General features: G+C 44.3%; 23 protein-coding genes and 2 tRNA genes. 10 read left to right on the top strand and 15 right to left on the bottom strand.

Going from position 1 to position 24471, the window contains the following annotated elements:
- Nucleotides 1-2: 2 nt before the first annotated feature.
- A complete protein-coding gene (locus L0659_RS21985; protein WP_409019375.1) occupies nucleotides 3-1322 on the bottom strand; it encodes a Gfo/Idh/MocA family protein in 1320 nt (439 codons plus the stop codon).
- A 328-nt stretch (nucleotides 1323-1650) separates the two neighbouring features.
- Between L0659_RS21985 and L0659_RS21980 the strand changes: the two genes are divergently transcribed.
- Both L0659_RS21980 and folE read left to right on the top strand, forming a co-directional pair.
- Nucleotides 1651-2067, top strand: a complete 417-nt coding sequence (locus tag L0659_RS21980) for a 6-carboxytetrahydropterin synthase (RefSeq protein ID WP_235128728.1) — start codon at nucleotides 1651-1653, stop codon at nucleotides 2065-2067.
- Entirely contained in the window at nucleotides 2027-2716 is a 690-nt protein-coding gene (folE, locus tag L0659_RS21975) for a GTP cyclohydrolase I FolE (RefSeq protein ID WP_235128727.1), read from the top strand. Before L0659_RS21980 ends, folE begins: the two co-directional genes overlap by 41 nt.
- A 234-nt stretch (nucleotides 2717-2950) precedes the next feature.
- Here the strand turns inward: folE and L0659_RS21970 are convergent, their stop codons facing one another.
- Both L0659_RS21970 and L0659_RS21965 read right to left on the bottom strand, forming a co-directional pair.
- Nucleotides 2951-3874, bottom strand: coding sequence for a sugar phosphate isomerase/epimerase (locus L0659_RS21970; protein ID WP_235128726.1), 924 nt, complete (start codon nucleotides 3872-3874; stop codon nucleotides 2951-2953).
- A 27-nt stretch (nucleotides 3875-3901) separates the two neighbouring features.
- On the bottom strand, nucleotides 3902-4912 hold the full coding sequence (locus L0659_RS21965) for a cation diffusion facilitator family transporter (RefSeq protein ID WP_235128725.1): 1011 nt from the start codon (nucleotides 4910-4912) through the stop codon (nucleotides 3902-3904).
- 38 nt (nucleotides 4913-4950) lie between these two features.
- Here L0659_RS21965 and L0659_RS21960 point away from each other — a divergent pair, with 38 nt between their 5' ends.
- Complete coding sequence (locus L0659_RS21960) at nucleotides 4951-5505, top strand: NUDIX hydrolase (RefSeq protein ID WP_235128724.1); 555 nt, start codon at nucleotides 4951-4953, stop codon at nucleotides 5503-5505.
- 1 nt (nucleotide 5506) lies between these two features.
- Complete coding sequence (locus L0659_RS21955; RefSeq protein ID WP_235128723.1) at nucleotides 5507-6121, top strand: LysE family translocator; 615 nt, start codon at nucleotides 5507-5509, stop codon at nucleotides 6119-6121.
- Here L0659_RS21955 and L0659_RS21950 read toward each other — a convergent pair.
- Nucleotides 6118-7695, bottom strand: a complete 1578-nt coding sequence (locus tag L0659_RS21950; protein ID WP_235128722.1) for a GH3 auxin-responsive promoter family protein — start codon at nucleotides 7693-7695, stop codon at nucleotides 6118-6120. The two genes, L0659_RS21955 and L0659_RS21950, sit on opposite strands and share 4 nt — an antisense overlap.
- Nucleotides 7696-7710: 15 nt before the next feature.
- Nucleotides 7711-8478, bottom strand: a complete 768-nt coding sequence (surE, locus tag L0659_RS21945) for a 5'/3'-nucleotidase SurE (RefSeq protein WP_235128721.1) — start codon at nucleotides 8476-8478, stop codon at nucleotides 7711-7713.
- Nucleotides 8479-8602: 124 nt separating this feature from the next.
- On the opposite strand from surE, the gene L0659_RS21940 reads away from it, so the two are divergent.
- Nucleotides 8603-9100, top strand: a complete 498-nt coding sequence (locus L0659_RS21940; RefSeq protein ID WP_235128720.1) for a GNAT family N-acetyltransferase — start codon at nucleotides 8603-8605, stop codon at nucleotides 9098-9100.
- 1 nt (nucleotide 9101) lies between these two features.
- On the opposite strand, the gene L0659_RS21935 is transcribed toward L0659_RS21940, so the two are convergent.
- Nucleotides 9102-10091 (bottom strand): rhodanese-related sulfurtransferase, encoded by a 990-nt coding sequence (locus tag L0659_RS21935; protein WP_235128719.1) that lies wholly within the window; start codon nucleotides 10089-10091, stop codon nucleotides 9102-9104.
- 198 nt (nucleotides 10092-10289) lie between these two features.
- Between L0659_RS21935 and L0659_RS21930 the strand changes: the two genes are divergently transcribed.
- The gene (locus L0659_RS21930) at nucleotides 10290-10904 is read left to right on the top strand and encodes a deoxynucleoside kinase (RefSeq protein ID WP_235128718.1); all 615 of its coding nucleotides are present in this window, start codon (nucleotides 10290-10292) and stop codon (nucleotides 10902-10904) included.
- 25 nt (nucleotides 10905-10929) lie between these two features.
- Here L0659_RS21930 and L0659_RS21925 read toward each other — a convergent pair whose 3' ends face one another.
- The gene (locus tag L0659_RS21925; RefSeq protein ID WP_235128717.1) at nucleotides 10930-11394 is read right to left on the bottom strand and encodes a hypothetical protein; all 465 of its coding nucleotides are present in this window, start codon (nucleotides 11392-11394) and stop codon (nucleotides 10930-10932) included.
- A gap of 322 nt (nucleotides 11395-11716) precedes the next feature.
- On the opposite strand from L0659_RS21925, the gene L0659_RS21920 reads away from it, so the two are divergent.
- Nucleotides 11717-12184 carry a DUF5675 family protein gene (locus tag L0659_RS21920; RefSeq protein ID WP_235128716.1) on the top strand — a complete coding sequence of 156 codons (468 nt, stop codon included), beginning with the start codon at nucleotides 11717-11719 and terminating at the stop codon, nucleotides 12182-12184.
- A 71-nt stretch (nucleotides 12185-12255) separates the two neighbouring features.
- The gene (locus tag L0659_RS21915; RefSeq protein ID WP_235128715.1) at nucleotides 12256-12624 is read left to right on the top strand and encodes a hypothetical protein; all 369 of its coding nucleotides are present in this window, start codon (nucleotides 12256-12258) and stop codon (nucleotides 12622-12624) included.
- Nucleotides 12625-12659: 35 nt separating this feature from the next.
- Here L0659_RS21915 and L0659_RS21910 read toward each other — a convergent pair whose 3' ends face one another.
- The 8 genes from L0659_RS21910 to L0659_RS21875 all read right to left on the bottom strand — a co-directional run bounded on the left by L0659_RS21910 (nucleotide 12660) and on the right by L0659_RS21875 (nucleotide 22264).
- Nucleotides 12660-13331: a hypothetical protein gene (locus L0659_RS21910; protein WP_235128714.1), complete on the bottom strand. Its 672-nt coding sequence runs from the start codon at nucleotides 13329-13331 to the stop codon at nucleotides 12660-12662.
- Between the two features lie 244 nt (nucleotides 13332-13575).
- Nucleotides 13576-14211: a hypothetical protein gene (locus L0659_RS21905; RefSeq protein WP_235128713.1), complete on the bottom strand. Its 636-nt coding sequence runs from the start codon at nucleotides 14209-14211 to the stop codon at nucleotides 13576-13578.
- A 4-nt stretch (nucleotides 14212-14215) separates the two neighbouring features.
- Nucleotides 14216-15418: a tyrosine-type recombinase/integrase gene (locus L0659_RS21900; protein WP_235128712.1), complete on the bottom strand. Its 1203-nt coding sequence runs from the start codon at nucleotides 15416-15418 to the stop codon at nucleotides 14216-14218.
- 43 nt (nucleotides 15419-15461) lie between these two features.
- A tRNA-Leu gene (locus L0659_RS21895) sits at nucleotides 15462-15543 on the bottom strand.
- A gap of 161 nt (nucleotides 15544-15704) precedes the next feature.
- Nucleotides 15705-16091: a DoxX family protein gene (locus L0659_RS21890; RefSeq protein ID WP_235128711.1), complete on the bottom strand. Its 387-nt coding sequence runs from the start codon at nucleotides 16089-16091 to the stop codon at nucleotides 15705-15707.
- A 175-nt stretch (nucleotides 16092-16266) separates the two neighbouring features.
- Complete coding sequence (locus L0659_RS21885) at nucleotides 16267-17499, bottom strand: RNA polymerase sigma factor (protein ID WP_235128710.1); 1233 nt, start codon at nucleotides 17497-17499, stop codon at nucleotides 16267-16269.
- Between the two features lie 4 nt (nucleotides 17500-17503).
- Nucleotides 17504-17857 (bottom strand): YciI family protein, encoded by a 354-nt coding sequence (locus tag L0659_RS21880; RefSeq protein WP_235128709.1) that lies wholly within the window; start codon nucleotides 17855-17857, stop codon nucleotides 17504-17506.
- A 156-nt stretch (nucleotides 17858-18013) separates the two neighbouring features.
- Nucleotides 18014-22264 (bottom strand): T9SS type A sorting domain-containing protein, encoded by a 4251-nt coding sequence (locus L0659_RS21875; protein ID WP_235128708.1) that lies wholly within the window; start codon nucleotides 22262-22264, stop codon nucleotides 18014-18016.
- A gap of 579 nt (nucleotides 22265-22843) precedes the next feature.
- On the opposite strand from L0659_RS21875, the gene L0659_RS21870 reads away from it, so the two are divergent.
- A tRNA-Lys gene (locus L0659_RS21870) sits at nucleotides 22844-22916 on the top strand.
- A gap of 255 nt (nucleotides 22917-23171) precedes the next feature.
- Nucleotides 23172-24410: a site-specific integrase gene (locus L0659_RS21865; protein ID WP_235128707.1), complete on the top strand. Its 1239-nt coding sequence runs from the start codon at nucleotides 23172-23174 to the stop codon at nucleotides 24408-24410.
- Nucleotides 24411-24471 lie beyond the last annotated feature (61 nt).

Below are 24471 nucleotides of genomic sequence, written 5' to 3'. Positions count from 1 at the left end.
TCCTAATATTCATCATTGAGCCCGAAAATGCGCTTGTTGGTTTTCCATTTGCCTCTTGTGAAGTCAGGGATTTCAACCGGTGCGCTTCCTTTTGCAATGGATAATTCTGATAATGGGCTGATAGCACTCCAAGTCGCCGCGTCGTACACGTCGATGGGCGGTGCCGTTTTTCTTTTAATGGATTCAATAAATCCTCTCAATACAAAATAGTCGATGCCGCCGTGGCCTGCACTTTCGGCGTCTTTCGCGTATTTCGACCATAAAGGATGATCATTTTTGGTTAAATATGCCTTGTCGGGCTCGGCTGTGTGCTCTTTGGGAGAAACACCTTCTATATATATACTGTTGCCGTCATTCATCCAGATGCCGTTTGTTCCCTGCGCACGGAAAGCCAGCGAGTAGGGACGTGGCGAGTTAGTGTCATGAACGAGCACGATGTTTTCGCCATTATGGCACTGAATTACAGTCGTTACAATGTCGCCGAGCTTGAAATTAACTTTGGCATTCGGGTGGTCTTTCCCGCCGTGATCTACAATATATTTATGCAATCCCCTTGATTTCGTGGCTGTTGAAGTCAGATAGGAAAAGCTGTTTCCGCGGTTAATGTCCAGCCAATGTGCAACGGGGCCTAAACCGTGTGTCGGATAGATGTCGCCATTGCGGTCTACTGAATGCTGCGTGCGCCACTTGGCTTCGGAAAATCCTTTCTCGCCAAATTCCACACCCACGCCGCCATTGCTTTTGCCGTCGTTGAGTTTAACGGATCGCAGATCGTGCTGATAACCGCAATGTGCGTAGGTCATTTCTCCGAACATTCCTTCGCGCACCATTTTCAGAATGGCCATGACATCCCGGCGGTAACAAACATTTTCCAGGATCATGCAATGCGAGCCTGTTTTTTCAAAAGTATCCACCAGGTCCCAGGATTCTTTCAGCGTAACTGTTGCGGAGACTTCTACTGCCGCATATTTCCCGGCATTCATCGCAGCCAATGTCATAGGCACGTGCCATTGCCAGGGTGTGGCGATGAGTATGCCGTCCAGATCGTCGCGTTTGACAAGGTTCAAAAAATCCTCATCCCCTTTGCCGTAAACTGCCGGTGCCTTTCGTCCTGATTTTTTGATTTGTTCGAGTGAAAAGTTAATGGCAGCAGGATCAATGTCACAGATCGCGTTCACTTCCACGTCTTTTCTGTAAAGCGCCTGTTCCAGATGGCTGCGGCCGCGAAGGCCTACGCCAATAAAGCCAAGCCGCACTTTATCAGCAATTCTTGCTTCGTTTGAATACAATGATGGCAGTATCCCGATAGCGGGTCCGGCCATTGTGGCTTTTTGAATAAAATCGCGTCTATTCATGAAGTTGTCCAACTTAAAGGTTTAGAATGCAGTAAACCGGCCTAGGTGCAATGGTTTCCAAGATCGCAATTTACATGCAATAACCGTATTTTTTAATTTTTTTATTAATCCCTTTGAAGTCCTTTATCGTAACTGATAATGAATGTTTCAAAAAATGAACAAATTGGATTTGTAAAGCGTTAACCCAATCAAGTAACTCCAAAACGAGCATTACGTCCAGGCTCGAAGGCTTTAAATGTGTTGGGCACATACTTTGTAACGACATTTAAAGCAAACATTAATTTATATAAATCATATGGCGCAAAAGGTGGCGGTGTTTCGAAAGGAACATTTCAATGCGGCTCATCGTCTTCATAATCCGGAATGGCCGGCTGAAAAGAACGAGCGCGTGTTCGGTAAATGCAACAATCCCAATTTTCACGGGCATAATTACGAACTGATCGTGAAAGTAACCGGCGAGGTGGATCCTGAAACAGGTTATGTATTGGACATGAAGGTGTTAAGTTCTGTTTTAAAGGAATTTGTACTAGATCGTTTTGACCACAAAAACCTGAACCTGGACGTCGAAGAATTCAAATCACTCAACCCCTCCGCGGAAAATATCGCGATTGTTATATATTCAATATTGAGACCAAAAATTGACTCAGGCCTTGACCTGAAAGTTAGATTATATGAAACAGAACGGAACTTCGTCGAATATCCAGTCGACTGAAACGGTTGAGGTTGAGGAAATCGGGAATGATCATTTATTCTCTTCCATAGATACGCCCATGCGCCAAGATGCTTTTGCGATGGATGATGATATGAAGATGGAGCTGATCGAAAAGCATTTCCGCCACATTATGGAAATCATGGGTCTCGACCTGACCGATGACAGCCTGAAAGGCACGCCAAAACGTGTCGCCAAAATGTATATCACAGAGGTTTTCAGCGGACTCGATCCTAAAAACAAACCAGCGGTCACACTTTTTGAAAATAAATACAAATACGACCAGATGCTGGTCGAAAAAGATATTTCGGTATTCTCCAACTGCGAACACCATTTCGTGCCTATTTACGGAAAAGCCCACGTCGCCTACATTTCCAGCGGCAAAGTGATCGGCCTCTCCAAACTAAACCGCATCGTAGAATACTTCGCAAAACGCCCGCAAGTTCAGGAAAGACTCACCGTGCAAATCGCTAACGAGTTGAAACTGGCTTTGGAAACGGAGGATGTAGCCGTAGTAATCGACGCGCAACACATGTGCGTACAATCACGCGGAATCCGGGATTCGGGGAGTTCTACTGTTACTGCGTTTTATGGCGGGAAGTTCCAGGAAGAAGGGACTAAGAAGGAGTTTTTGAGTTATTTGGGGATGTAAGGCTACCAGATCTAAAAAGGTGGCTCGGAGATTATTTCCGTCATTCTTATTAATAGAGTTAATCTAAGCCAACTGTCACCCTGAGCGGAGTCGAAGGGAAGTGTAGGATGCAATGGGCATAACGGTCCTCACTTCGACTCCGCTCAGGGTGACAAGTCATTTAACTAGCAGTAACGAAGCCCCCCTTAGGGGTTTGGGGGCAAAAACAAGCAGCTCCGTTCAATAGGTTGGGGGTTATACAGTAGGCCCAACGCGCTCTAGCAACGCCTTCGTCGCCTTGATCCCGTCATACTCGGAAAGCTTGCTTCCTTCATATTCAATCCCTGCAATTCCCTTGAAGCCAGCGTCCTTTACGATTTTCAGAATTTTTGTGTAGTCTGTTTCTACGCAGTTTCCTTTTTCGTCGAAATCGTAGGTTTTAGCGCTTACACCTTTTGCGAAAGGCATTAATTCTTTTGTTCCCTGATATCTGTCGTATGATTCTGCGCAGCCGCCGTCTTTTCTGGTGATGCAGAAGTTGCCGAAATCTGGTAATGTTCCTACGTTTTTGAGGTTAACCTGCTTCATAACGCCTGACAACCATTGTCCATTAGACGAAGATCCTCCGTGGTTTTCTACGATTACGTTAATGCCGGTTTTCGCAGCAAACTCACCTAACTTGCCAAGTCCTTCAACGGCAGATTTTTCTATTTCTTCGAAGCTTCCTTTTCCGAATGCATTCACACGGATAGTTTTGCAACCTAAATATTTTGCAGCTTCAACCCAGCGATAATGGTTCTCAACTGCTTTGTTACGCACCGCAGCATCCAATTCTCCGAGGCCACCTTCGCCATCGATCATGATCAGGTGAGCGGTAACGCCGTTGTCTTTTTGTCTTTGAATCAGATCATTCAGATATGTTTTGTCTTCCGCTTTGTCTTTGAAAAACTGGTTTACATATTCTACGATTGAAATGCCAAACTCTTTTTTCGCCAACGCAGGGAAGTCAAGATTAGTCAGTTCTTTTTTGAAAAGCGCTTTGTGTAATGACCATTCTGCGAGAGAAATATCAAACCATAGTTTTTTAGCAGGATCTGCCATTAGTAAGTCGGAAAAAGCAGTTGCTGCAAAGGCAGTCGCACCAGCTTTTTTAAGGAAATCACGACGGGAAACGTACATTTTGGTTAGAATTTAGATTTATGTTTATTATGGAATGTGAATTCTGGCTTCGTTATACAGCTTTTCGTTTTTCACGAGGCTCGCTGCGTCCCAGTCAATGTCCTTGATGAATGCATGCGCGCGAACGGGGCAATCTTCTACCCGGCAAAAGTAGCAGCACTGATACAGGCACGGGTCTGCATGAACGAAAATTTCGGTTTCTCCCGTATGACTTTCTTTGAGTATGTTTTCAAAATTATGAATTGTTTCATGCACTTTTTGCAGTTCCCAATAATATGGCAGCGTCAAATGGCAGTCAATGTGCAGATCCGAGCCATACTGCTGCACGCGCAGGTTATGCACGTCAATCCATTCTGTCTTTTTGTTGATTTTCAATGTCTGCACCACTTTTTCCAGCAGCGCATCGTCCACCGCGTCCATTAAACCGGCAACGGATTTGCTGACTAACAGGAAACCATTATAAGCCAGGAATAGGCCAAACAGCAACGATGCCACGCTGTCAATCCAGACATAACCCGTGAGCATGATCAGGCCAACGCTTAATATGAGCACCATACTGCTGACGCTGTCCGTCATCAAATGTCTGCCATCAGCGATCAATGCCAGCGAATTAACCCTTTTGCCTTCGCTTAATAGTTTATAACCAATAGCAGTATTCACCAGAATGGTAAAAAGGATAAAACCGGAACCTTGAAGCAGGTTTTGAATAGGAGCGGGGTCCAGAATCCTGTTTACCGCTTCTATAATGATAAAAAGCGAAGCGATCATGATCAGCGCACCTTCAAACCCGGCCGAGAAAAACTCTATTTTACCATGACCATACGGATGGTTGCGGTCTTTGGGCTGCGCAGAAAGATAAATGCTGTAAAACGCAAAACCGCTCGCGATCACATTGATGATCGATTCGAGCGCGTCACTCAGGATGGCGTTGGAGGAGGTGAGATAGTAGGCGAAGAATTTCAAACCCGTCAGCAGGATGCTGGCTATAAAAGACAGCAGTATGAGACGTTGTTTAAGCTTATTTTGGTTTATTTGCATCTGCGATTTGAAATTCAGAGGCCAAAAATACTAAGAAAATGCGGGTTATAACCACAGAAAATAATTGGAAAACACTTTCAACCGAAACTGTTTACGAAAATGCATGGCTGGAACTGAGCCATCGCGATGTGATCAACCCGTCGGGGAATAAAGGCATATATGGGCTGGTGAAATTTAAGAATCAGGCTATTGGCGTTATTCCTTTGGATGCGGAAGGCAACATTTATCTGGTAGGCCAATATCGTTATGCCATTGATGAATATTCGTGGGAAATCCCGGAAGGCGGCGGCGCACTGAATGCCGATCCGCTGGTTGCCGCAAAGCGTGAATTGAAAGAGGAAACGGGCCTGGTTGCTGGAAAATGGACGAAACTCGGACGCATTCATACTTCCAACTCCGCCACAAATGAAGAAGGCTTTCTGTTCATCGCCGAGGAATTGACGCAGGAGGCTGCGGAGCCGGAGGATACGGAAGATCTGCAAGTGCGGAAAGTGTCTTTGCAGGAGGCAGTTGACATGTGCATGCGCGCTGAAATCACCGATTCGCTCTCTGTATGCGCCATTTTAATGACCGCCAGACTGAGGGGAATCTGATATGCTGGAATCGCTTTTCTATGGCACGCTTACAGGAATAGGATTATGCCTCACATTCGGGACCGTGTTTTTTTCATTGGTTCAGAACAGTGTTGACAATGGTTATAAAACCGGGATAAAAATCGCTTTGGGCGTATTCGTATGCGACATTATCTTCGTTTTTTTCGCCATTTACGGAACTGCATTGCTTCCTGATATTCCGGACTTTAAAAAATGGATGGCTGGTGCAGGCGTGTTTTTTCTGATCGCCCTTGGCTTGACGAACATTATCAAAGGGCAGCCGCAGATTGCTTATCCAAAAACGAGTCTGGGAAACCTGCTCTATTATTTCACAACCGGCTTTTTCTTAAACGGGCTTAATCCGGTGAATTTTATCAGCTGGGTAACGATTGCGTCCTATATACGCACCAATCTGCATTACAATTATCACCAGGTGCTGATGTTTTTCGGGGCGAGTGTGGTAGCGGTGTTTCTGGTGGAATGCGGCATTGCAGTATTTGCACACAAGCTGAAACGCGTTTTTACGCCGAGGGTGGTCACGATATTTAACAAAGTGACAGGCGTCGTTTTTATCCTGATCGCCTGCCAGATTGCTTATGTCAATTTTCTGAGTTAATGGATGGGCTCGTCTTTAACGTAACCGTTCTTTTCCAAAAATCCCTTCCAATCGTCCATTAAGAAGTTCTTGAAAACGCGCGGAAACTTGTGTTGACCGCCCATTTTTCCTTTGGAATTCATCCAGTCGTAGAAAGCTTTGTTGGGCAAAACCGTTACAAAAACTTCCTTTAATGCGTGGCGTCTTTCAACTGCGTAATCATCATTCAGTTCTGCTAATTTGGCATCCAGCCTGGTTTTGAGCTCCTCGGCATTTACGTCCGTTTCCTCTACGCCCACATACCAGTGGTGTGCGAACATTGAACCATACTCAATGCCGCAAACCGTGAATTCCTTCACAGTTAAACCCATTTCATCCGAAACAAGGTCAACAGCTTTATTCATATTATCAACCGAAAGGTGCTCACCGCAAAGGCTTAAATAATGCTTTGTGCGTCCTGTAATGACAATTTCACCTTTGGCTTTATCAATAAATCTTACCGTGTCCCCGATCAAATAGCGCCATGACCCCGCGCAGGTCGACAGTAAAAGGGCATATTCCTTGCCTTCTTCCACCTGGTCGATCATTAATGTCTCAGGATCAGCCAGTAATGTGCCGTCGGAATCGAAGTTTTTTTCGTTGAAAGGAATAAATTCAAAGAAAATGCCATTGTCGCAAACCAACTCCATGCCTTGTGCGCCCGGGCGGGTTTGGTAGGCGATGAATCCTTCGGAAGCCAGATAGGTATTAATGTAGATCAATGGGCGCGCGAGGAGTTTTTCAAAACCTTTTCTATAAGGCTCAAAAGAAACGCCGCCGTGGGCAAAAACCTGCAAATTGGGCCAGATATCGTGAATCGTCTTTACATTATAATGCGCAATGATCTTTTCCATCAAAAGCTGTATCCAGGCCGGAACGCCCACGATGAAACCAATGTCCCATTCGTGCGCCTGCTTGGTAATTTCTTCCAGTTTCAATCCCCAATCCTTTTGCGCCGCGATCTTTTCACCGGGTTTATAGTAAGGTCTGAACCAATAGGGGATTTGCTTGGCCGTAATGCCGCTCAGATCGCCTTCAAAATGTTTGTCCTGATTATTCAGATTTGTACTGCCGCCCAGCATGAGGAAGCCTTTTTCGTACAGATCATTGGGAAGGTCTTTGTAATGTCCGAGCGAGAGGATCTGGCGGATGCTCGTCTTCTGGATCGCGCGCGACATTGCTTTGGTAACCGGAATGTGCTTGGTGGCAGCCTCAGAAGTGCCCGAGCTCAATGCATAATATTTAATCTGGCCTGGCCAGCAAATGTCTTTTTCCCCTTCGAGTGACCGGTGCCACCATTCGTTGAAAATCTTGTTATAATCGTAAACTGGGACGGTTTTCTTGTATAATTCGTAGTAAGCGCCTTTTTCACTGAACAAGATCGATGATAGCAACTCGTCGAAATTGTATTTTTCTCCAAACTCGGTGTAGCGCGCCTTGGCGAGCAATTTTGCCAAAGTCTTTTTTTGCTGAATATGAAGACTTGCTTTTCTGCGGTTAGCAACGATATTGCTGATATGAATTCCTTTTTTTAATAAACTCCCTACTAATGCCATAGCTGAATTTTAAAATTATAAATCCCAGGTCGAAAGCTGCTTAACTGCCTCATACGCTGTCAGATCATATTGACACGGGACAACAGAAATATAATTGTTATCCAGCGCCCAGACATCGGTATCTTCCTTTTCAGTGTCAAAATTGACGAATTCTCCCGCCATCCACAGGTAACCTCTTCCATTCGGATCCACGCGGTAATCGAATTTTTCCTGCCATTTCGCGTGAGCCTGTCTGCAAACTTTCACGCCTTTCAAGGGCAGGTCGCTCTTCTCAGGAATGTTAACGTTTAATGCAATACCGTTTGGTATTCCGTTTTTGAGCGCTTCTTCGGTAATGGATTTAATATATGGAATAGCATGGTCAAAATCAGCGTCTTCACGGTAATCTGTCAGCGAAAATCCTATCGCCGGAATGCCTTCAATCGCCGCTTCGATGGCCGCGGACATTGTTCCTGAATAAAGCACGCTGATCGAGCTGTTGCTTCCGTGGTTGATGCCACTCACGACCAAATCCGGCTTGCGATCCTGCAACACATAATTTTTAGCCAATTTCACGCAGTCAGCCGGTGTTCCCGAACATTCATATTCAACAACTCCTTCAAATATATGCGTCGAATATAGTCTTAAAGGTTCTCCAATCGTAATTGCGTGCCCCATTCCGGATTGCGGACTGTTTGGCGCCACAACGATCACTTCTCCAATTGTTTGCATCACTTCTACCAGTGTCCGGATTCCTTTGGACGTAATGCCGTCGTCATTTGTAACTAAAATAAGGGGTTTCATATATTTCTACTTATCTGCCAGCCACTTTTGGAAGTTTTCATGTTCCGGCTTGCTGATGAAGCTATGTGATTTTTAGGTTGAAAAAATATTTATTTGTAACTGTAATGAGCCAAAATTAAACATTATGCCATCATTCTCAACAAAGCTTGCCACCACCGCAGACATCCCGACCATCATTGCAATCCAGGAAAAAACCTGGGAACCTACTTATGGTGATATACTTACGAAAGAGCAAATTGACTTTATGTTTGAAAAAATATATTCTTATGATTCTCTTCAGCGTCAGTTTACCGTTGACCAACATTTCTTCCTGATCCTGCTGAACAATGGCGAGCCGGAAGGATTTTCGTCCGTATCACAGGAAGGGCCGGAAAAGTTTAAGTTACAGAAAATATACGTACTTCCCTCCACGCAGGGAACGGGCGCGGGGAAATTCCTGCTGGTTGAAACTGAAAATTTTGTAAAGTCGAACGGAGGCAAAAAACTGATTTTAAATGTAAACCGGTATAATAAAGCCAAAGGTTTTTACGAAAAATTGGGCTTTTCTGTCACCGGAGAAGAAGACATTCCGATTGGTCCTTATTGGATGAACGATTATATCCTGGAAAAGGAACTGAACTGACTCACTGGGCCGGTTCAGTTCTTTCTGCCAGTTTCATCTTTTTAATGTTCTTTTTCTGGCTTTTCAGGCCTTGTAACGGATGGTAATGGTTGCTGTTGCTCACATAGTAACCCGTTCCATCATATGTACGCTTATCGGGATGCGCCTTGCATTCAGGAGAGCAAGCGCCCTCCATTTCTTCGCCACATTTGTAACAAACCGGCACGTGCGTGTTACATTCGGCATTGGCGCAGTTGATCATCCGGTCACAAGGTTCGTCGCAGATGTAGCAACGGGAAATAACGGTCGGGTTAACCTTATTAACTTCTACGGCAATGCGGTTGTCAAAAACGTAGCATTTGCCATCAAAATTCTCTCCGCCTTCTTCGAGTCCGTAACGGATAATGCCGCCGTGCAATTGATACACATCCTGGAAGCCTTGTTCCAGCAGGTAAGCACTTGCTTTTTCACATTTAATCCCGCCTGTGCAATAGGTTACAATCTTTTTCTCTTTCAAATGTTCGATCTCGTGAATGTGATCGGGGAGCTCGCGCAGGTTGTGCATATCAAAAGTGATAGCGCCTTTGAATTTGCCTAATTCGTGCTCATAATCAGAGCGCATATCCACAAGCACAACATTCGGATCATTAATAAGCTCCTTAAATTCAGACGGTTCCAAATGTTTCCCTGTACGGACCAGTGGGTCAACACCCAGATCGGAATTCACAATCTCATCCTTAACCCGAACGTGCAGCTTTTGAAAAGCAATTTTATCGTGTTCTTCGATTTTAAACTGCACATCTTTAAACCGGCTGTCGGAACGCACATAATTCATGTATGCCTCGCAATCCTCCGGAGTGCCCGAAACGGTCCCGTTCAAACCTTCCGGCGCAATGATGATCCTGCCTAAAAGATTGTGCTGCACGCAAAACAAATGATGCTCATCGCGATACGTCTCCGTGTCTTCGATGGGCGCATAGAAATAATATAAAATGACCTTGAAAGGCTTCATTATTGCATTTTTTGATGTATTCCAAAGAGGAAAGAAATTCTTCCACGCAGCTCCTTCCTCCAAATCACGTGCAAATATACGAAGAAACGCACTTTAACGAAAATCCGGTAATTGGACTTTGCGTACAGCAAACTATTAAAATGATTTCTATATTTTTACCCCACTCAATGCATTCCTAACCATTACATTGCTCACATTATGCACATCGCGATCATCGGAAATATCGGCGCCGGTAAAACAACATTAACCCAAATGCTGGGCGAATATTTCAAATGGGATGTCATGTACGAAGCCGTCGAAGGCAATCCATATCTGGCTGATTTTTACCAGGATATGAACCGTTGGGCATTTAATCTGCAAATCTTTTTCCTGAATAACCGCTTTGCGCAAGTCCAAAAAATCCGCGAAACCACTTACTCGACCATTATTCAGGACAGGACCATTTACGAGGATGCATTTATTTTTGCAAGAAATCTGCACGAGTCGGGCGTGATGACAGAACGGGATTACCAGACCTATCTTTTACTTTTTGAATCCATTATCCGCACAGTCTCACAACCAGACCTCCTCATTTACCTCAAAGCAGACATTCCCAAACTGGTTTCACAAATTAAAAAACGGGGTAGGGACTTCGAAGCAGACATTTCAACAGATTACCTGATGGCGCTTAACCACTATTACGAAGACTTCGTCAAGCATTACGATCACGGCAAGATCATTGAAATCGATGTAAATCAGATGGATTTTGCAGCTAATCCCGAGGACTTCAACTTCATTGTTTCCAAATTGAACAAAGAGTTGTTTTATATCTGAAAACCACATTGTTATGTTGTTTCAGTTAAAGCACGCAGGCCAATGCTTTGTTGAGGATCTGATTGCTTTTGGGACTGAATGTGTAGACCTTTCGTTCTTCGGGAAGGATAATTTCAATCTTGGATGTGCCTTTCATTTTTTCCAATTCCTGCGGCGTAACCGGCGAGGAAAGCATAAATGACTTGTTCCAGAAATTCCGGTCGGAAGTGGTCGTGAAAAGTGAAAAAGTGCCCTCTTTGGTCGTGAACCGAATTTCCGTGAACATTTGCACGTGAAAAATAAGCTCTACTTCTTCATTATGGTAAGTAAAAATCTTCTCTTCTCCCGTGCGCGACAAGCTTAGATATTCCTTCTTATCAACCAGCTGAACAATTTGATAATATTCCGTTTTGTTCGTGGATCGGCTTACTTTGGTGAGGCACTGTGCATGGGAGACAGACCGGCAAGCAAAAACCAGCCCAATAACTCCAAGCAGAGCAATTGCTTTCATGTGATGGTAGTCCTTCAAACTATTTACAAAATCAGGGGTCGTTCAATTGATAGTAAATATATGCTATTTTTTTAAAAAGGAATGCCATATGAGATTTCGGTAGGGGTTGAGATCTGTGTCTGTGCGTTAATTTGTCTAAAGAAGACAACGTTTAATGTAGTTGGTATTTTGACAATATCTCGCTAAGACTATATAAGGATCTAGACGTTGTCCGTTGCGTAAGCGAATAGGTCCTAGATAAAACTAATGGGTCGGATTCAACTAGCTTCCGCAAAAAGCTTTAAGAAAATCCTAGCAGCCGAGAAAACACTGATAAACCCTGATGGAATTAGTAATGACCCGAGGCTGGCAGGGAGAAGCCAGTACGCTCAGCTCGCTGACCGTCGACGGAAAAGTGCATCACTTTATTTTGGAAGATAAAGACCGTGGGCTAGACTGGAAAATGAGCCTGGCACAAATAGCAGCCAAAAAAACCAAGAAAGAAACGGCCATCCCGACCAGCCGATATAAGGTCATTATTGCATACTCAAACCGTTTCAAAAGGCTTTTGCCGCGCTTGGTTGGCGTACCTGGTTACAGTGGCATTCTTATTCATCCAGGAAACTACATCCGGAACACTGAAGGCTGTTTGCTTCCAGGTCTAACAAACTGGATCCAGGATAAAGAATACTGCATCGGATCCAGCGTAACCGCTCATGAGCGCCTTATGCAAAAGATTATGGCAGCGGATAAAAAAGGTGAAGAAATCTGGATCACTATCAAAACCGATTACAAGCCGGCGACGGCATAGTAACATGATCAAACAACACAGAAAGAACGGGTGAGCAGTAGCGGTCCCGTTCTTTTTTTACCAACAATCCTATGAGATATTTTTTCGAAAAAATCGTCGTTTCGCTCGTTATTACTGTGATCATTTGTTTCGCCATTGATATTTGTATGGGTAATGAAAAAGCAGAGACCGGCACCGTCGTGGAAAAGGTTTTTAAACAAGAGCGTGAGTATGTTGAACACAATTCTTATACTGACTCAAAAGGGAGATATAACACCAGCACGAGCGTTCGGCATGCGCCTGCATCCTTGCATTTCTACGAAAAACTTCAAACGGGCCAGGTTGTAAAGGTTGACTGCAAGCCTGGAATCTTCTATGATTCAGAAGTTGGTAGCCAAATCCGGATCTACACTGTTTATGGATACATGACCGGCGCGGCTTGGCTACGGGAAGCTAAATAGTTTATTGAGGACCTAATTTCAAAGTTTCAAAGGTGCTACCTGTCGCGGGTTGGGCGCTTAATAGCTCCTTGAGAACTTGAATCTTTGTTGCTTCCTAAGGTAGTTTCTGGCACCGCAAATGAGGTTATCGGAACAGTATCTTGCAAAATAGTCATTTCTTTATTTAGTTGAGAAACAGCCATTTTTAACGAATCAACTTTGGATGCGATTTCGATTGCCTTTGCCTTCTCGTTATCACCATTCCAAACTGAGAATAGAAAGGATACGACCGTTGCAAAAACAGATCCCCAAGCTGCTATTCCTGAATTCTTTGCAGCACGAGCTGTTGCTATTCCTATTCTTAGATTTTGTTCAGCCCGATCATCTTCTCGGCGCTGCCTTTCGCGCATCTCATCTTCAAGGTTAATCTGTCGGGCTATCTCAGCTTCTTCAAGTCGTTGTTTCCGTTCCAGGTAAATGTGCCAGCCTCCATCAGCAACTATTTTTGTGCCATGTGGAGTTATTCTCAATAGTGTTTTTGCCTTCTGTCCTGAAGTGACTAGCTTTTGTTCCAAAAGCGTATCGACAAGAATCATGACTTGCTGGCGATTGTAGCCAAAACCAGTAGCAAGAACTTGGTTAGCATCGCACAATTGTCCATCATCGGTATTATATTGAATGATGGGTAAAATATAATTTATCATTTGATCGAGTTCGTCCTGCTGCATGGAAACGAGTTTTATGATGGATGTGGCGCTTCTAAATTTCTGGAATAAAGTTGATACCCGTTGAGTAGTGGAAAACTTCCTAGCGAGGGATTTTTTAAGGATAGCACTAGTTTTTTTTTAACTTTATGCTGTCTTCATTTCGACACTAATCAAAAAATGAACAATCAACAATTAAAAGATCTGGATAACTATTTGAATGCCGAGTATTGGAGACTCAGACATTTTAAAGCAACAAGAACTATCGTCAATCTATGGATGACCATATTTTCAATATTGCTTTTGCTAGCCTTGATATGGCTTGGAATTTCGCTTCCGTAATAATGGAAATACACATTGTCACCAACACACCTAATATGCCTGAAATCCATTTTCCGACAAAATCAGCGTTTTGAAGTTGTAAATTTACACTCGATAATCGCTTGATTCTCTCGTTCAATTCTCTGGTTTCTTTCTCGTAAGTGAGGTTTTCAATCTCCAGCGCCGTCTTTATACTTTCAAGCTTACTTCGTTCAGTCTCAAACATATCACGTTCGTCTCTGGCACGTTCCTTATCTGCAAGCTGCTGTCTTTCTGCTCGTCGTCTGTCTGCTGCATTTTTTAGATAAACTTTCCAACCTCCATTTTTTGCAATATTAATACCGATAAGGGAAATCATTATTGCGGTTTCGGGTTGATTGATCCCATTACATCTTTGGGCTACCTTGTGACTGTACATTTTTTGTCGCACCGCTTGCTCCATAAATCGGTCATAGCTATCTAGTGTTCGACAAAAATCAGGAACCTGTAAACAACCGCCAGCCCACTCAGGTTTTATCAATTCATTTAGTATGTATTCGATGATATCATCTTCACGATGAACACTAGGATTATATTTGAACATGCTCTCAGATTTCGGGAAATAGGTTGATGCCAGCTGAGTAGTGAAACACACCCAGGTCACGCAAATACTGTACTGTCTGGCTTATGTCTGAATGCCCGGATTGCTCTTTGACCAGCATTAAGTCTTTTGTCGCCTTGTAAAGTGCTATCGCACCGGTGTGTTTCCATCCGTAAATGTCATAGCCCTGCCTTGCAAGGTCCATTTCGTCCAGAACTTTACGATGCTTGTCATAGAAAAAGTTAGGGCTAACCAGAGTTTTCCCAGGCTTATAGCCATGAGAAAACAGGTAAAAGTGTGCTGGATATTCTCGAACGCTCCACTCTTTAAAAATCACTTCCAGTGCCGGCGGTATCATTACAGATCTGTGATTTGTCTTCGAGGTGTCAGCGTAAATAATAATGTGATCGTCTTTGATGTCTCCAACTTGCATTTTTCGCACTTCTTCCCAAGGCCGGCAGAAGGTGTAATAAATCATTCGGACAAAAAACCAAAGTTCCGGAAGCCCCAACTTTTCACAAGCCTCCTTGTAAGCATTTATCTGTGTGCTGTTGTAAGCAATGTGCTTACTCGTTTTAGTGGGAAGATTGAAAAGCGTTTCCGAAATAGGATTTGAGGTAAGCTTATAAATGGGTTTGCTGTAAATGAAAAAACCGCTGACAAATGCCTTATATGTGTTGTAGGACTTGTCGCCCATTTTTAGGACCGTCAATGCATGAGTGCGCATATCGGCCGCATGCTCATTATTGAAGTCCTTCAAGTTGATATTTACGATTTCATAGGCTTCCAGGAACGTCATAAAGTAATTTGCCCATTTTTCATAGGTTGTTACAGACTGGCGTTTCAGGGTCAAGCGCTTATCTTTCGTGAACTCATCTAGCGCCACAACTAGCGGCATTTGCCCAGAATCCCGTAACACTTTTATTGGATCAATATGCCCGCCTGCTTTCAACACTAAATTGATTTCGTCAATAATTTTTCTGGCATTTTCTCTCTTCACTTTTTGGGAGTCGCCTGAAATGTATCTCCTTTTCCTAACCAATTCATTTCGCTTTACCGAAAACACGTAAAACGAAACATACCATTGAGATGTCTTCGGTCGCTGCAATACAGCAAATTCGAAAGGGTAGGGGCCGCTTTCGTCTAGCCAGAGGTCATGCTTTTGGGCGAGAAATTGGCGAGATCCTGGCGATACGGATGCCTCGGTCATAAAAAAAGTGCGTTTAAGAAGTCTAAACGCACTTTATAACATGTGACCAGGAGGAGAGTCGAACTCCCATACCCGAAGGCACTACCCCCTCAAAGTAGCGTGTCTACCAATTCCACCACCTGGCCGAGGATTTTGCAAAAGTACAATTTAAATGATACGCTGCAAGGCCCTGGAAATGTTTTTGAGCGTTTTTATCTGGCGAATATTTACACTCCCTACTTTTTACAAACTAAAATAGAAAGGATCGCACCTTTCTATTTTATTCATTTTCCGAATTGCAGCGCGATCAATAAACGTGCGTGCGGTGCTCGGCAGCTTGGAGTTTGTGATAACTGTAATAGGACACCATCAGAACGGCCAGCACGATCAGTGGGAATACAGAATTAAAGCCAAATCCGTCCACTACGGTCGTGCTGATGCTGGCGCAGAGAAAGTCGAAGACGAAACCCGCATATGCCCACTCTTTCAGACGGGAAGGGACTTTTGGCAGTATTAAAGCTAACGAACCTGCGATCTTGAAGCCCGTAAGCATGGGGCCGAAATAGTCGGGATAACCAAGATGCCGGATTCCTTCGCGGGCCATTTCAGTTTGGGAAGTAAGTGCGGGCATTACGCCTTCGAACAGAAAGATCAATGTTGTAGAAATCCAGAAAATAATGCGGGTCGTTTTCATGACAGTAAATGTTTGATGATTGAGTTTCTTTTTTGCTAATACAAACCTACTGCATCTTTCGCCGAAGGAAGCAGTGCAAATACGACGAATTAGAGGGTACATTGCGACAATTCCATTGTGGCAATTCGATTGCGGCAATTCGATTACAGAACTTCACAGGCACAACCTCTTTTAGTTAAATTTCACTTCTCAGCTTTTTTCGGATCGCTTCTTTGTCGCTGTCTGTTTTTGCGAGAGACAGGGATGTTTGCCAGTGCAGCATTGCTTTTTGGTCATCAATGTCTGTATAGAGCGTTCCTAAGAGTGCAAAATAAAAGTGATTTTCTGGTATTTGCAGCTTTTCTGCTTCCGCAATAGCCGCTTCTTTCCCCCTGACTTTTGCCACCGCATAGGTGCGGTTAAGTGCCGCGACAGGGGAGTATTCTCTTTGTAATAATTGATTATAAAGGTGCAAAATTCCTTCCCATTTTTCCGCCGTGTCGGACTGCTGCGTGTGCCATGCTGCAATGCCGGCTTCGAGATGATATTTCGACAATTCATTTCCCTGTCCGGCCATTCTAAGGAAATACCCGCCTTTGCTGATCAGGTCTCTGTTCCAAAGGCTGGAATCCTGTTCATCGTAAAGAACGGCAGAACCATTATCATTGATTCTTGCATCAAATCGCGATGCATGAAAGCACATCAGGGCCAGCAGCGCATTCACTTTTGGTTTATTGGTTTCTGAATGTTCAATCAGCATGGTGCAGAGCCTTATGGCTTCCAGGCAAAGGTCTTTTCTTAATGTATTGTTCTGGCTGGCAGAATAATAGCCTTCGTTGAACAACAGGTAAATGGTCTTTAAAACCGGTTCCAGCCTGGCTTCAATGGCTGAGGCTGGCGGCATTTCAATAGCCACTTTCGCTTCACGCAGCTTTTCTTTAGCCCTGAAAAGGCGCTTGTTGATGACATCCTTATTGGTCATAAAAGCGCTCGCAATCTCATCGATTCCAAATCCGCAAAGAATGCGCAGTGAAAGGCCGATCTGGGATTCATGAGAAACGGAAGGGTGACAAACAGCAAACATCATTTGAAGCTGGCTGTCATTAATGTTTTGCAATGAAAGGTCCACTTCGGCGCTGTCCGACTGTTGCGTGGTGTTTTGCAGTTCTTGCGCGATTTTATGCCGGAAAACAGACTCCCGGTGAAGATGGTTTTTGGCTTTGTTCTTGGCCGTATTATAAAGCCATCCCGCCGGATTGGGCGGGAGGCCTTCTAAGCCCCAGGCTTGCATGGCCGCCTGAAACGTTTCACTAGCAATATCTTCCGCCACCTCAATCTCCCGAAATCCAAAATGCCTGCAAAGCACCGATACGATCTTCCGGTATTCTGTCCTGAACAAATGCGGGATGATTGGTCCGTGGTCAAGCATTGTTTTAGCTTTCGTGCACGGATATTATTTTACGCACTTCAACACTGTTGCCTTCACCTTTCAGGATCGGGCATCCCTGTGCCATTTCAACCGCCTCGTCGAGGCTGGCAGCTTTGATGATGATGAAGCCGGCGACCGATTCTTTGATTTCAACAAATGGGCCGTCTGTCATTACATCATTAAATTTAAGCACCTTACCCTCAACAGATAATCCCTTTCCGCCGCTGAATTTGTTTTGCGCGGCAATGCCTCCGACCCAGTCGTGATATTGTTTCATGTAACCTTCCATTTGCTCGGGTGATGGCTGGGCTGCTTTGGTCAGTAAATCCAACCGCATGATTACGATGTACTCTTCCATGATGTTCTCAATTTATGGTTAATGATAAATAATTTACATCCCCATTACAAATGAGCCCCGACGGATTGGACATTAGGTTTGATATTTTTTTATTTTTAATAACAAAAAAAGGGATGTGACAGCGAGCCACATCCCTTTAAGTGAGTTATTCAGTTACTAGCGAACTTTAAAGAATCTCAGGTTCATTTCCTGATCGCCGTAGTAGACTTTCAAGAAATAATGCCCTTCATTCAATCCGGTTACGTTTAATGGTAAAGTATTTTTTCCTTCAACCACATCCTGTTCTGCCGAATTCAATTTGATCCCGCTCATGTTGTAAGTTTCAACTCTTCCTTTTCCGGCCGATTTTGAAATAAACTCAACATTAACAAGGTCTCTAACCGGGTTAGGCGCGATAAATGCTCCTGTAATCGCTTCATAACGCACTGTAACAATGCGGCTAGACAGGAATTTGCCATCTATATCGACCATTTTCAGCTGGTAATAGTTGTTGCCGTAAAGCGGTGACTTATCGATGAATTTGTATTCTCCAACGCGTTTGTCAGACAAAGGCAGTTCGCCGATCACGTTCGGGACCTTAATCTGGTTGTCGTAACGGATCACCTCGAAACCTTTACCATTCTGCTCCTCAGTAACGTTCCAGGAAAGCTCAACGCCTTCTTCTGCCGGGGCAGCCTCAAACCTCGCAATGTAGATCGGAAGAACGTCATCAATTCGGAATGCCATGGTCTGAACAGTTGATTTGCAGGAACCGCCTTCGATTTGAAGCGTATAGCTTCCTCTTTCCAGTTTCGCGTAGCTGATCTTTGGACGGTCACTGGTCAGGTTTACCCTGGCAGAACGCATCATTGTACTTCCTTGCATGATTTTCCAGTCGATGCTCGAAACATTATTACCATGGAAGTTGAACACCAGGTCCGTATCAGTTTGGTTGTATACAGATTTCAAAATCGGTCCATACTCGCAAGGCAGGCGGTTGTCAACTGCGGTGATAGTAAATGTCTTGGTACTAACCGTCGAAGCACAATCTCCACCTTCGATTTCCAGCGTATAGCTGCCAGCAGCCTGTGTAGCGAAGCTGATAGCAGCGCTGTTCGACGTAAGGTTTTGCGTTTTTCCATTCGCAACCACATTTCCAGATTTTTTAAGTCTCCACGTCAGGTTTGGAATGTTCGTTCCATTGAAATTGACAGTCGCCCCGGAAGCAGAGATGTTTGTAATGGTCGAAATCGTCGGGCCGCCGTTGCAGTTTGGACGCGTTACAGTCACTGTGAACGATTTTGAGCTAACTGACGAAACGCAGTCACCGCCTTCAATTTCCAAAGTGTAGCTTCCACCGCTTAGTGCAGTGAATGAAATGTCAACCAGCGAAGAAGTCAGGCCAGGTGTTTTGCCATTACGAACAACAGTAGAACCGGATTTGATTCTCCATGTAATGCTAGGAACACCATTTCCATCAAATTGGAAGCGCAATGCAGTCGTTGAAATGTTGCTGATCGCGCCAAGCGTAGGGCCGCCAGGACAAGTTCCCGGGTTAATGGTAAAGTTGGAAGTGCTAACTGTAGAAACACAGTCACCACCTTGAATTTCAAGAGAATAAGTTCCCGCGCCCAGGCTGGCAAATGACAACGCAGCAGAATTGGAGCTTAAATTGCCTGTTTTACCATTTCTGATAGTGTTACCACTCTGCTTGATGCGCCACGTAATGTTTGGAACACCTACACCATTGAAATCAACGGTCAGGCCAGTTGCTGAAACATTCCTCAGCGCTGAAATAGTCGGGCCGTTTGCGCAGTTTGGCAGAGAAACCGTAAAGTTGGACGAGCTGACAGTAGATGTGCAGTTACCGCCTTCAATCTCCAATGCATAGTTGCCTGTTGCAAGACTGGCAAATGTAATCGATGCAGAATTGGTGCTCAAATTGCCCGTTTTTCCGCTAGCCACCGTGTTGCCATTTTGTTTCACTCTCCATGTTACCGTAGAAACACCCACGCCGTTGAAATTGAACGATAAACCGGTAAACGTCACATTGCTGATGCCTGTTATCGATGGTCCACTTGGGCAGTTTGTTGAGCCAACAGAGAATGTTTTCGAGCTCACAGAAGAAATGCAATCACCGCCTTCGATTTCCAATGTGTAGTTTCCGCCGCCAAGTGTAGCGAATGAAATGTCTACAAGAGAAGAAGTCAAGCCAGGCGTTTTGCCGTTGCGGACTACATCAGAGCCTGATTTGATCCTCCATGTGATGTTAGGAACGCCGTTACCATCAAATTGGAAACGCAAACCGGAAGCAGAAATATTGCTGATCGTGCCAAGTGTAGGGCCGCCTGGGCAATTGCCCGGGTTCAAGGTGAAGTTTGAAGAGCTTACCGAAGATACGCAGTCACCACCTTCAACTTCAAGTGTATACGTGCCTGCACCTAAGCTGGCAAATGACAACGAAGCAGAATTTGAGCTCAGATTGCCTGTCTTACCATTTCTGATCACATTGCCGCTTTGCTTGATGCGCCATGTGATAGTTGAAACGCCTACACCATTGAAATCAACAGTCAGGCCGCTTGCTGAAACATTCTTGATTGACGAGATCGTCGGGCCGCTTGCGCAGTTTGGAGTTGAAATTGTGAAGTTTGAAGAGCTAACAGTCGAAGTACAGTTGCCGCCTTCGATTTCCAATGCGTAACCGCCAGCACCAAGGCTCCCGAATGTGATGGATGCGGAATTAGTGCTCAAATTGCCCGTTTTTCCGCTAGCCACCGTGTTGCCATTTTGTTTAACTCTCCAAGTAACCGAAGAAACGCCGACGCCGTTGAAGTTAAATGATAACCCGGTAGACGATACATTATTGATCCCCGTAATCGATGGTCCGCTTGCGCAGTTTGTAGAACCCACAGAGAAAGTTTTCGAGCTTACTGAAGAAATACAGTCACCACCTTCAATTTCCAAAGTATAATTTCCGCCGCCCAGTGAGGCAAATGAAATGTCGACAAGCGAAGAAGTCAGGCCAGGTGTTTTTCCGTTGCGAACTACATCAGAACCGGATTTAATTCTCCATGTAATGTTAGGAACGCCGTTACCGTCAAATTGGAAACGCAAACCAGATGCAGAAATATTGCTGATCGTGCCAATTGTAGGGCCGCCAGGGCAGGCTCCGGGAACAACGGTGAAGTTTGAAGTGCTCACGCCAGAAGTACAATCGCCACCTTCGATTTCAAGTGAATAAGTGCCTGCACCCAGACTATTATACGAGATCGATGCTGAGTTTGTGCTAAGGTTACCAGTTTTTCCATTTCTAACAACGTTACCACTTTGTTTCACGCGCCATGTAAGATTAGGAACGCCTGAACCGTTGAAGTCAACAGTAAGTCCGGTAGGGGATACGTTTCTAACGCCAGATATGGACGGTCCGCTTGGGCAATTTGCCTGGTTTACTGTAAATGATTTCGAGCTAACAGAAGATACGCAATCGCCGCCTTCTATTTCCAATGTATAATTTCCTGCCGCCAGGGTGCTATATGAGATGTCAACGTCATTTGAAGACAGATTTCCTGTTTTGCCGGATTTCACCACATTGCTACCGGATTTTATTCTCCAGTCAATGTTTGGAATGCCATTACCGGAATACGAGAAACGTAAGCCTGTTTGCGAGATGTTGCTGATCGTTCCCACAGTCGGGCCGCCAGGACAGTTAGGCTCAGGGTTTACTACCGAATCAGGATTTTTAGGAAGCTCATTCCAGAAGCAGCTCAGGACTTCATTATAATTTAATGAAAAACCCATGTTAGGGTTCATGAAGCTTCCGTTTTCACCTTCAATTGTTTGACGGATCAAACCCATTGAGATCGCATCGCGGCTGTATCCGTTTGTTTCACGGTGAAAATTCACACGCAGCAAACCATCTTTGATGATTGCATACTGGAACGTTCTTACACCATCGCCACCTCTATACGTTCCAAGCATCAAGCCATCTGTAATCGGCTTATTATTACAAGGAATCATATTTCCCTGCTGTGTGCCTAGATAGTTATTACCCATTGTACTAGGGTCAATGGAGTTGATACAAGTGTTAATAACCCGGTTCCCCTCAGAATTGTTGGGAAACTTGTTGTTATCCATATGCAGCAGAATGGCCGTATTATCGAAAGCCTCGTTTTTACGGCTAGGGTCGGGGTTCCCGTCCCATCTGATGTAAATCCTGTTTTGGTGGATAATCGTGTAAACCGGCTTACCACCTACATTTCCGAGAAATTCATCGTGCGTCCACTTTAATGGTTGATTGGTCCCGGGTTTGATCCCGCAATAAACCTCCGATGCTACAGCCAATTGATTTTTCCGTAACGCATCATCCGAGGTTGCGGCCATGAGGCCCAGCAACCCGCTCGCGAAAATTAACTTCTGTAAAAATTTCATCAATGTTTAAAAAGTAAATGTTTGAAGAATTAAATGAATGGGTTAATTAAAATGCATATAGAGGAGACTCTGGAAGTCAGAGTTTTGTTTTCAGCTGAAGGGGCGAGCCCTATTTTGAAAATCTGTTGTTGAGGAGTGTAACTCGTTGAAAAAGAGTAATTAATGGCTTTTGACGATATATTATATTACAAATAGAATATGTTTGTAGAACTATAATCTCTCGAAATGTAGTAATTATTTTGTTAGGTGCAAGTAGGGAAAGTAAAAATATTCGGAAGGTCGAATGGTCGGGAAACTTGTATTTTCAGTAGCGCGCATATTACTGATTGTACAAAATCTGCGATAGGAGGTCGGCAGGCTATTTTTTGAATATGATTAGTGAAAAACCGCAGGCTCGGAAAATTTTTTGAAGCTGCATTTATCTTGTAAACAGGATGTTAGTTCGATTTGTAATTTCCCTAAAAGAAAAACTTTTATCTGTGATTTGGAAGGATCCTTTAAAAGTGTACCTTTGCACCACGATTGAGGAACGGGACACGGGGAGAAAAGCTGAGGTTTAGCAGCAAAACATAACCAACCGATTCCGTAGCTCAGCTGGTAGAGCAATACACTTTTAATGTATGGGTCCTGGGTTCGAATCCCAGCGGGATCACTTAAAGAAGTAACAAAAAGCATCAAAAGCCTGCAAATCAATAGATTAGTAGGCTTTTTTCTTTACCGGATTATGCCAAAATGTTCAATTTTCCAAAAATTTTTGGTGAGTAATTCGGTGAGTTCAAGGATCTGCAAATTTTACTCACCAGAATCGCTGTAACTTATTGTATGTGAAGATGTTCACGACATGAACATCTTGTGCTGAAATGGCTTGCAAGACTACTTTTGTTCAACTTTTTAACCTGAAAAGGGTATGAAAACAAAACTGAGTCTGCTTTTCTATTTGAAGAAGCCGAAAAACTATCAAAAAGGGCCTGTGCCGATTTACCTGCGGATTACGGTTGAAAGTAAAAGAGCAGAATTTACAACGGGGCGAGAATGCGAGCCTAGCCGATGGAATGCGGTTGCAGGAAGGGTTATCGGTGCTAAGGAGGCTGTGAAGTCAGTCAATGCCTATCTCGGCAACCTGGAACAGCAAGTGCTCGATGCACATGCCGCGCTAGTTCGAGATGATGCTCTTATCAGTGCCGAAACAATCAAAAACGAATTTCTGGGCATAGGTCCTAAGCAGCGTCAGCGCTTACTAATGGAAGTGATCGCCGACCACAACGAGCGTATGAAGGCTCTGGTAGGCCAAGAATATGCTATCGGCACATTGAACCGCTACAAGGTGCTCGAACGCCACACAGTAGCATTTTTGAAGCACAACTATAACATCAGTGATATCGATATCAGCCGCATCGATTTCGCTTTCCTTGCCGATTATGAGTTCTACCTACGCTCGATCCGTAAAATGGGCAATAATGCCGTTGTGAAGCACATGAAGATGTTCCGCAAGATCGTCAACATTTGCCTGGGGAATGGATGGATGAACCTTGATCCCTATTTGAACTTCAAGGGCAAATTCAAGAAGGTTGATAAGGCGATCCTTACCAGAGCAGAACTGGACTTGATGGCAAGTAAGGAATTTGCTAGTGATCGGCTTGCACAGGTGCGAGACACCTTTCTTTTTTGTTGTTTCACCGGCTTGGCTTACTCCGACGTCCAAAAGCTCGAAAAAAGTCAAATAACGCGAGGGATTGACGGCGAGCAGTGGATTTTCAGTCAGCGGACAAAAACGAATGTTAAGTCTCATATTCCGCTGCTGCCGGAAGCGCTTCAGATCATTGACAGATACAAAGACCATCCGCTTTGCGAATCTCGTGGGCTCGTCTTGCCTGTGCCTAGTAATCAAAAGATGAATGACTATCTGAAAGAGATTGCTGTGATCTGCGGGATTGACAAAGTTCTCACTTCACACGTAGCCAGGCATACGTTCGCGACTACTATAACTTTGCAGAATGGGGTGCCGATTGAAAGTGTCTCGAAAATGCTTGGGCATACGAATATTCGTACGACGCAGATTTATGCGAAGATCCTGGACACGAAGGTTAGTGAGGATATGCAGGCTTTGAAAGGGCGGCTTTCCAAACGTTCTGGCACGGAAGGTTAGCGCTGCACCTTCTCTCTCACGACCCCTCTATTTGTGAGAGGGGATCGCGAGAGAGAAGGTG

The sequence above is a fragment of the Dyadobacter sp. CY347 genome, from assembly GCF_021502655.1.
GTDB lineage: Bacteria > Bacteroidota > Bacteroidia > Cytophagales > Spirosomataceae > Dyadobacter.
Note: the sequence above shows the minus strand (reverse complement) of the source record. Positions and strands in the feature narration are given on the sequence as shown.